Annotated in this window: 5 protein-coding genes and 1 pseudogene; 2 read left to right on the forward strand and 4 right to left on the reverse strand. The window is 40.2% G+C overall.

What is annotated here, in order from left to right; translation table 11 throughout:
* Nucleotides 1–44: 44 nt before the first annotated feature.
* Nucleotides 45–1,922 (forward strand): tetratricopeptide repeat protein, encoded by a 1,878-nt coding sequence (locus OSCI_RS21335; RefSeq protein WP_007357218.1) that lies wholly within the window; start codon nucleotides 45–47, stop codon nucleotides 1,920–1,922.
* 63 nt (nucleotides 1,923–1,985) lie between these two features.
* Nucleotides 1,986–7,070, forward strand: a complete 5,085-nt coding sequence (locus OSCI_RS21340; protein ID WP_007357219.1) for a TIGR04372 family glycosyltransferase — start codon at nucleotides 1,986–1,988, stop codon at nucleotides 7,068–7,070.
* A 122-nt stretch (nucleotides 7,071–7,192) separates the two neighbouring features.
* Here the strand turns inward: OSCI_RS21340 and OSCI_RS21345 are convergent, their stop codons facing one another.
* The 4 genes and pseudogenes from OSCI_RS21345 to OSCI_RS21360 all read right to left on the reverse strand — a co-directional run.
* Complete coding sequence (locus OSCI_RS21345) at nucleotides 7,193–7,549, reverse strand: DUF4214 domain-containing protein (RefSeq protein ID WP_007357220.1); 357 nt, start codon at nucleotides 7,547–7,549, stop codon at nucleotides 7,193–7,195.
* Between the two features lie 154 nt (nucleotides 7,550–7,703).
* On the reverse strand, nucleotides 7,704–8,996 hold the full coding sequence (locus OSCI_RS21350) for a glycosyltransferase family 4 protein (RefSeq protein WP_007357221.1): 1,293 nt from the start codon (nucleotides 8,994–8,996) through the stop codon (nucleotides 7,704–7,706).
* 69 nt (nucleotides 8,997–9,065) lie between these two features.
* Nucleotides 9,066–9,455 carry a hypothetical protein gene (locus tag OSCI_RS21355; RefSeq protein ID WP_007357222.1) on the reverse strand — a complete coding sequence of 130 codons (390 nt, stop codon included), beginning with the start codon at nucleotides 9,453–9,455 and terminating at the stop codon, nucleotides 9,066–9,068.
* 43 nt (nucleotides 9,456–9,498) lie between these two features.
* Nucleotides 9,499–10,211: pseudogene (locus tag OSCI_RS21360) on the reverse strand (hypothetical protein); the annotation flags it as partial.

Here is a 10,211-nt window from a genome sequence, read left to right on the forward strand (position 1 = left end):
CTCTTCATTAGTGTTTGCCAGCGCTATCCTGCCCAAATAAAAATATGAGCATAAGCTATTTTGAGACAGCCAATAAACTTAAACGGGAAGGGAAATTACAGGAAGCCATTCCTGCTTATCAGCGTGCTATTGAACAGAATCCCAATTTCTACGTTGTCCACCACAATTTGGGGGAAGTTTTGGCAAAACTCAATCGTACTGATGAAGCACTCGCTTTGTACCAACGAACCATAGAGCTCAATCCGAATGCAGCTTGGTCTTATCATAATTTGGGGGAAGTTTTGGCAAAACTCAATCGTATTGATGAGGCTATTATTGCTTATCGGCAAGCAGTTGAAATTAACCCAGAATCTTTCTTGTCTTATTATCAGTTAGGAAAAGCTTGTTATCGACTGGCAACAGAGATTAACTTAGAAATTTTCCAATTTTCTCTCCAGCTAGAGGACGTTCTATCTAAAACAAGTCAAGAAAATGGTTCTTCAGCTTCTCTGAACTCCGATTACTTCAACGATATAACCTTTTTGCAATCGACTTCTCCTCTCAATAATGAAGCTTTTGTGGAAGAAGTTTATCGTACCTATCTGAAACGTTCTCCAGATGTAAACGGCAAAAGTTCTTTCCTTCAGAACTTGGGCAATGGCACGCTAACTCGCCAGCAAATTCTTGCTACAATTAGGCAATCAGGAGAATTTACGGCATTGTTAAGACTCTCAGGCTGTTTGATGGCAGCGATTTCTGCTTATTGGAAAGCAATTGAGTTAAATCCCGATTCTTATGATTCTTACCACAGCTTAGGGGAAGCTTTAGTAAAACTGAATCATTTAGATGAAGCGGTTTCGGTTTACCGACATGCCATTAACCTCAACCCAAATTTTTATAAATCCTATAGCCAATTGGGGGGGGTTTTAGCCAAGCGAGGTCAGCTAGAAGAGGCTTTGGTTTGCCAGCAAAAGGCTATTGAACTTCAGCCCGTACTTGTGGGTGACGAGGCTTATTTTAACTTAGGAAATATCCAGATACAACTCGGTCTGCTAGAAGAGGGGATTGTTAGCTACCAAAAGGCTATTGAGATTAATCCTGATTGTGCGGAAGCATACTACAATCTTGGCAACGTCCTTTTGGTGCAGGGTAAGCGGGAACAGGCCATTCGCAGCTATTACCAATCTAATAAAATTCATCACCGGAAAGCGAATCCCCATGCGACAATTCCTGGGATATTGTTAGTGACCTTTCCCGAATTTGGAGGAACTGAAATTGTGAACGCTCTAGCCACTAGCTTATCTATCCCTTTTATTCCGATATCGGGAAGTTATCCTTTTGATAACATTATCGAACGTGAAAGTATAAGCCGTTTGGCTTCTGGAATGAGTTGGTCAATGGGGTATATCTCAGCTAGTTTAATCAACTTTGATTTGATCGGTGAGTATTTGGATAAGATGATTTTTCATATCTGTGACCCTCGCCAAGCAATGCTGTTGTTTGTAAATTATCTCAACAAGATTTTACAAACAGAGCCAAAGCAGCTAATAATGTATCATTCAATTCTATGTGATAATTATTTCACTTTGTCAATCACAGACCAAATTAGTTGGCACATAGAAAGTGGGTATTTACCCCAAGCAATAAAGTTTCTGAAAGGGTGGTTGGAAGTTATTGAATCTCATAATCTTCATCCTCAAATATTGAGTACGAAACAGGAAAATTTTGCTGCCAATCCAGAGGCTTTTCTTGAGTCAGTTTTGAATTTTTACGAAATAAAGGATAGAGATTCTGCCCTTTCCAAGCTACAATTAAATCAAGATAGTTATATGGAAAAGGAAAAGATAGACGACTGGTGGCAAGTGTTGACTCAAGAACAGGCAGAAAAAGCTTCTAGTATTATTCCCAAGCAAATGTTTAGTAAATTTGGTTGGAACCGATAAGCTAACCCAAACCTCTTTCAACTTGGAACTCAATCAAAATAGAGTATATTTACGAGAAGTAAGATGAATTTAGAGAACCAGACTAGCAATTTAGTAAATTGTTCGCCCAAATTAGAAAGCCCCTTTTTTGAAAAGATTCTCACTTATTGTCGTGGTATTGAGAACAATGCAAATTCTCCTGAATTTTACCTGGATTTAGGGCAAGCTTTTTATCGACTGGGAACAGAGTTGAAGCAGGAAAATTTTTACTCTTATCAAGAGATATGGGAAATCCTCGCTAAACAAGCTAATACTAATGATTCCTTAAGTGAGTTGTACGACCTCAACGACGCACTTTTTTTGTCCGTGACTTCCCACTTTAGCGATGAAGATTTTGTGGACGAACTGTACCTTACCTATCTGAAGCGGTCTGCCGATGTAGGGGGGAAAGACAATTTCCTTAATTATCTCGGTGATGGCACGCTCAGCCGACAGCAATGCCCAGCTAAAATTCGGCAATCATCGGAATTTATATCTCTGTTAGTCGATTCAACCGCTTCAAAATGTTTCCAAGAAGCGATCGCTGCTTACAGGCGTGCAGTTGAGCTAAATCCTGACTTTGACGAGTCTTACCGCTATTTGGGTGAAGCTTTAGCTTCAGAGGGCAAACTCGATGAAGCAATTCTCGCCTACCGTCGGGCTATAGAATTTAAGCCTAATTTTCATGAATTGCACAATAGTTTAGGAGAAATATTTTATCGATTGGCGATGGCACTGAACCTACAATCTTTCTGTTCATATTCAAGGTTAGGAGAAGTCCTTTCTCGCAAAGCTCAAGAGAACGACTCTTTAAGTATACCCTATAAATTTAATGACGAATTCTTTTTGCAAGCAACTTCACACCTAAATAGTGAACAGTTTGTTGAAGAACTTTATCGCACTTATCTGAAACGAGAGCCAGATAAGGAAGGAAAAAACTCTTTTTTTCCTTATATCAGTAATGGCAGCCTCACTCGCCATCAATCAATCGATCATATTCGACAATCATCAGAATTTACGTCTCTTTACATCAGCCCCATTATTTCATTTTGCCTAGAAGAAGCGATCCGCTCCTACAGCCGTGCTATTGCTCTGGAAAGCAACTATGATAGATACTATCATAACTTGGAAAAGGTGCTGGATCGGCAGGCTGAACTTGATCTTAAACCCGATTCACTACATATTTACCATGTAATCAGTAATGAGTTTTATCGTTCTGGAAAATATGATCAGGCTATTAAATTGCTAGCAAAGTCTGCGCAAATTCAAAATGAACTTGCAAAAACCTATCAACTTGATAAGCTATCTATCCGAATTATCACAGAAGAGTGGACTGGTGCTATTGGTCACCTAGGTTTACTCGACTACTATATGAAAATGAAAATACTAGGCTGGTTGCCACCACACAAAACTATTTTGTTGGCAGCCCCATACCGGAGTGCTAATCCTTGTTACCTGAAATACTGGTACCGTTATTTCCCTGTGGTGATTCCACCCACTCAACTTCAACTTCTATCCCCATTAACAAAATACTTAGAAGACCGCATCAGTGTGATTGCTCTGGCTAACGGAGAGACGTTACCTTTATATGAAGCTGTGATGAAGGTTCAAAAACAATGGGAAACTGAGAAGCGACCACACCTCCACACTTTGTCAGAGTTGGATGAAGAGCTTGGTTGGTCTTGTTTGCAGGAAATTGGTGTCCCAAAGAATGCTTGGTTTGTTGCTCTGCACGTTCGAGATACGGGCTATGTTAATGGACAGTGGCAGTGGGTAACTTGTGCTGGACGCAACGCTCATATTGAAACTTACCTGCTAGCAATCCAATCGATTGTAGAACGAGGAGGATGGGTGATTCGTATGGGCGATCGCCAGATGAAGCCTCTACCGCCTATGCCGCAGGTAATTGACTATGCTCACAGCAACGCAAAAAGTGATTGGATGGATGTTTTTCTGTGGGCTAAGAGTCGCTTTTTTATCGGTACGACTTCAGGTCCTAGCGTTGTTCCCCCAACCTTTGGTGTCCCCTGCGTTTTAACAAACTGGGCATCAATAAAGTTTCGACAGCAATTTAGCCAGGACCTGTTTATTCCTAAACTTTACTGGTCTGAGAGCGAGCAGCGCTATCTAACATTTACCGAAATGCTTTCTCCTGCTTACATAGTTACTGAAAATGTTGAATACTTTACTTCTATTGGTGTTAAAGTAGTAGATAATACTCCGGAGGAAATCAATGACTTAGTTTTGGAAATGCTGGAGCGACTGGAAGAGAAAATCAACTATACACAAGAGGACGATCTGTTACAGTCACACTTTGCCAAGCTTGTAGATCCTGATGACATTTACAGCGGTGCTAGGATGGGGCGAAATTTTCTACAAAAGTATGCTCATCTCATAAATTTACCGCCAGCAAACTTTGAATTGTACTTGCAGTTAGGGAATACCTTAGTTTCTCAAAATCAATGCGAGGAAGCACTACTCAATTATCAGCGTGCTGTTGAACTCAACCCAGACTCTTTTGAATGTCATCATCAGCTAGGAAAAACCTTCTATAGCTTGGCAAGCAATCTGAAGCCTGAATCTCTACAATTATATAGCTGGTTAGTGGAATTGCTCGCTCAACCAGGTCAGAGCAATGACTTTTCAACTGAGCCGATCCACCTCAATGACTCCGTCTTTTTGCTAGCAACTTCTCATCTCAATGAAGAAGATTTTGTTGAAGAGCTTTACCGCACCTATCTAAAACGCGCCGCTGAGCCGGGTGGCAAAAACTCCTTCCTTAATTATCTTGGTGATAGCCCATTCAACCGACAGCAATGCCCAGCTAAAATTCGGCAATCATCGGAATTTATATCTCTGTTAGTCGATTCAACCTCTTCAAGATGTTTCCAAGAAGCGATCTCAGCTTACCGACGTGCAGTTGAACTAAATCCTAACTCTGATGAGTCTTTCCACTGTTTGGGGGAATCTTTAGCTTCAAAGGGCAAGCTCGATGAAGCAATTCTCGCCTACCGTCGTGCAATAGAACTTAACCCAAGCTTGGATAAATCTTATTATAATTTAGGAAAAATTCTAGCTAAACAAAATCATTTCGATGAAGCAATCTTCGCGTACCGCTACGCTATTGAACTCAACCCGAATCTTGGCGAAGTATACCTAGAGTTGGGGGAAGTTTTAGCTAAAAATGGCAACCTAGAAGAAGCGATCGCAGTCTACCACCAAGCCCTTGAACTCAACCATAATTACCAGGGGTTTTTCCGCAATTTAGTGGAGATTTTTGTACAACAAGGCAACCTAGAAGAAGCGATCGCAGTCTACCAACAAGCTGTGCAAATTCAGCTAAATAATCTGGATGATTCAACACAATTTAGTGTAAAATATTATTGCAAATTAGCCATACTCCTAGCAGAAAAAGGCTTACTGGACGAGGCTGTAGCCTGTTTCCAGCAAGCTCCCCAGATTCAGCCCAGCGGAGGGGTTATTTACGAGAATATATGGAAAGGGTTGAATCAACTTGCTCCCCTAGATGAAGAGAAATTCTATTATCCAACTGAAATCAACTCGGTTGAAGTCTACCAATACTTCAGTCAGACTTGCCAATATACCGTTATGGGCATGGATTCCTTAACTGAGGCCAACCAAGTATTTTTGTCAGAGTTAGGGCTGTCGCTAGCTAACCTGGAAATAATTAGACAAGATAGCCTAGCTTTGGAAGAAATTTATATTAACAGTTTTGGCGGTTCACCAAAAGTTAACCTTTCTAGGGAAGCATTGAAAAATCCCCGAAAAAAAGGTGTTTGGCTTGATGTCAGACACGGGAGATATTTTCAGAACAGTATAGTAGAAACTGGTTATATTTATTTACTCTGTCCAATGACGGGTAAAATTATCAGATCCAATCACTCCTTCAGCCTGCACTGCCCTCATCAAACAGGAGGGGGTGTTTGGCATCCGATACATATCTATCGGTTTGTCAGCAGGGAGACATTTTATTTGACAGTCAATAGCTGGTTAGGCAACAAAAGTTTTCTTTATTTCCCCAATCAAGAGTTAATTATTAAATTAGCAGAGGAGCGGTATGTAGCTCAAGAACAAGTTATCAATATGTTTAAAGTCGATGCTGTTAGTTATTGGCCCCAAGTTAAAACTTACTTGTCCGAGGAAAAGCAGAAAAAAGAGGTGGCAGTCGATTTGGGATTTTTTCTCAACCTGGGACACTACTTGTGGAATGACCTTACAGGAATTCAAAAACTTTCAGACAACCTCACATTAGAAAAAGTAGATAAGTTTTTGATCGGACCTAATGAATTTTTTAAATTTGGCGACGTTTTCCCTGAAATTCCTGCCGAAAAAATAGTGAAAGTAGCAGATAGTTGGAGTTTGTTTAAAACAATTGTAGACAACAACTACATGGCTGTATGGACAACCGACTTAGTTTTGAACGAAAACTTAGCACAAAGAATTTATCAAGCTGCTGTTAAGAAATGCTCTTCAGAATTCTTGCAGCAAGTAGAAACAAGTAAGAAACATTTTCCTCTGATTTGTTTCCAAATCCGCACCCATTGTAGAGTATGGCTATCTCAAGTTGAAGGAATAGCAAATATTATTAACAACCTGTACAAAGATTTCCCCAATATTGGAGTAGTTTTTGAGGGATGGTCTCGACCCGAAACAGAAGAGCCTAGCGGGCAAAACCAAAAGGAGACTTATTACTTTGAGTACATGATCGAAAATAATAATGCGCTGGTTGAACAAATTATCGCCCTTCTAGATCCGCAGATTAGTACATATAATGCTATAGGGCGCATAATGTATGAAATTATTGCTTGGGATAGCGCTTTAGATATGTTTGTAGCCCCTGGAGGATCTGGAGCTTGCCTGATATCGTGGATTGCCAACAAGCCGGGTGTGTTTCACGGAAATACTAAGGCTTGCTCAGCGGGAGCTGAAGAATATTGGAACATGAGTCGAGAAAACTTAGTGCCGCCAGTGTTCTTGTCTCCAAGCCATGTTACAGATGTCCCAAATTCGGAACACACGCAAAACGATCTCAACTATGATTGCGATTGGAACGCTATTTATATTGAAGTTCTTGAAATAGTAAAGGGATTAAATCAGGATCTCTCATGACAAAGTTTGCTCTTCAAACCCTTTTCAAAAAATATGTTTGAAGAGTATTGAAACAACTTTCCCAATAAAATCGAGCGAAACACTTTTGAGATTTCCTAATGTTGAAAATAGTTTGATATCTTCTAAGCTGAAGGCCATTTTTGCTTAAATTCGCCTGAATTCCTAATTCCTTTAAGGCAATTCTTACGGGAGAATTTGCCACTGCGAAGAGTTTGAAGCCAGCAGTAACTACCCCCAGGATCGAGTTCACGTTTCAGGTAAGTGCGGTAAACTGCTTGCAAAAAAGCTTCGTCGTTAAGGTTATAAGTAGCCTCATAAAAGAAATCATCGCTAATTTCATCAGGACGAAAATTTTCTAATATCTCGCAAAAGTCAGGAATTTTCTCAAAACTAATATTATCCTGCTTGACATCCTTACCGTCCGCGTTGGCTGCTGTATCAGTACGAAAATCTTTTTTATCATTATTCAATGAATCCATTTTTTATACTCTCCGTTGTTATATTCTCTTTGAGAATAACTTCTATATTTTAGCCCACATTCCGCCGTTTGACTGTTAAAGTTGGAGATTTTTGATGAAGTCACAGGGGTTGAATCGGGGTCAATGCTTCAACTTAACCAGAGTTGAGTTGAATTCAGACTGCGTTAGAAGCAAGCTTCTGGCATTGCTCTAATTCCACCTGCACTTGCTGTGCTGTGTTCTTCCAAGCTTGGGCTTGGGATTCAAAGTAATTTGCTTGAGCTTTAAAGTAATCTTTAGCTCTATAAAAGTCGTTAGTCGCCCACATCCCCATAATATATTCAAGGCGAGTTCTAACTTTTCTGCCGATCGCCTGCGGACTTAATAAAGATTTAGTTTCACAAGCTGCCCTCACTCCTACTTGTTGAGCTTGTTGATAGTTGTGAAAAACATAGTGCATGAGGACCGCAGCGTGTTCTATATCCGGCTCAGCCCAGACATTCCCCTTTTTATAAGGGCCGCCCTCTTCAGTAAGTTCTATTAAATCGTATTTCACTAAAAAACTATTGCCAACATTCATAAATTCCATATTAGACGAATAGGCAGTGGCTATGACTGGCTTGCCGTAGAACATCGCTTCAGCCATCGTCAGCCCAAAACCCTCAGCGCGGTGTAGCGATACGTAGCAGTCGCAATTATAAACTAAAGCATTCACCTCTTCCCTCATCAAATGCCCCTCTATCAGGTGAACAGATGAATATTTTGCTGCTAATGCCTTAAAGTTGTCTCGTTGATTAGGATAATGCTGAGAATTAGAAAACTTGATGACAAGCACAACATCTTCGTTTGACTCGCCAAAAGCTTGGATAAATGCCTCAATTACTGCCTCTGGATTTTTTCGCTCAAATGTGCTAAGGCAGTCAAACATGAATAGAAAAATAAATTTATCTTTCGGCAATCCTAAAGTTTCTCTTCCCAACAAAGGACGAGGAAGGTCTAGACTAGGCATTACCTTGATGACTGGAATAGGTGATACCGCCGCAATGGCTTCTGCCGAGTGATTGCTGTAAGTCCATATTTCATCAAAGAAATCAAAAGCAAACCGCCACTCAGGAGGGAATGTCGGCAGTTCCCAAGCCCAACATCCAATATTGTAGCGATTTTGAAAATATTTACGACCAAAAGCATCAATAAATGTACCTAGCGATTCAGCATTTACATTTACTAGGTTAATTGCATAGGGGTTATCAATGGCAAAATCTTCTTCTTGGTAGCTGGGATCTAAATTACGATGCCATTGGACATTAATACTATTCACTGTAAAGGGAAGACCGGTCGCTTTAATTGATCTAATATTGGCTCTTACTCCTTCCCCAAGTCCAAATTCTCCCTTGACAAACCCACCAATATTAACTCCAAAAGCCGAGTTTTGTGCTTCTTTGATCGTTGAAGATACTTTCTTATTCATAATTTAACTAAACAAGGTAAACTGCTTGAGGAAACGACATAACTATAATCAGAAAAGTTGATTATTTTTCTACTTTTTTTGTTGAGCTTGCACTTGCCCTAGCTCTTTTTGAAGCTGCTGTGCTGTCTGTCTCAAAGCCTGATACTTGGATTGAAGCCAATCTTTTTCTGCCTGAACCTGCTGGATCAAAGCTTGCGATTGTTTTAATTCTGTCTGTGTCTGGTAAAGTTGAGCTTGTAGATCCTCCAAGTGTTCCAATTTCTCCCGCATGATATGGAGTAGAGCATGAGATTCCTCTAACTCTTCCTGAGAGGTGTAAAGTTCAGCAGCAAGGGTTGAGATGAGGAGAATAAAGTCATGAGATTCTTCGGGATGCTCTTGAGCTGGGTGTGGTTCTAGCTGAGATCCCTTTACTAATTGTTTATCCTGAAATTCAAAAGTATCTTTCCACTCAGTCATCTTCTGTTTACTCTTTATTCAAATAGCTTTATCTATACTATTCTCAATTTAGAGAAATCATTTTTTTCACAAATCCGTTTGGTTTGACAATAAGGCGACGGATCAATTGTTTCCATTCTTCTGATTCTGTTAAGTAATAACTATCGAAAATTTCATCTTTTTCTAAGGAAAAAATGGCAAAATTTTCTAACCAATTATTGATAGTTTCACTTGGCGATAAAGACGTAAACTTCAATGATTCCTGCAAGCACTCTTGCATCTTACTCAGCTCGCCCTTGTGGTAAGCATACCATCCCTCCCACACCAATACCCTGTAATGGGTCTGGCGTTGTTCATTTGTTTGACCAGCGATACCTTGTTGAAATAAGGTTTTCTCTAATTTCTCGTGAATCCAGTGTTGTTGTGCCTGAAATTCTCCCTGAGTCTGATGCAATTGTAACTGCGACTGCTGCAATTCCTCCTGAGTCTGATGCAATTGTAACTGCGACTGCTGCAATTCCTCCTGAGTCTGATGCAATTGAGACTTTAGGCGTTTAAACTCTCTGAAGTTCATGTAAAATTGAGACTGCGATCGCTTTACCTCCACCTCCGTTTGATATAAGGTCAATTCAAGCTGAGACGCTTCCTTCTGAGAATCGAGTATCTGGGCATGAGATTGGACTAATTGCTCTTCACTTTGACGCAGCAAAAACTTAGCTTGAGATACTTCCTCTTGAGATTGGGCTAGCTCGGCCTGAGTTTGATGTAATTGGTTCT

It is taken from the genome of Kamptonema sp. PCC 6506 (assembly GCF_000180455.1).
In the GTDB taxonomy this organism is placed as follows: Bacteria; Cyanobacteriota; Cyanobacteriia; order Cyanobacteriales; family Microcoleaceae; genus Kamptonema; species Kamptonema formosum.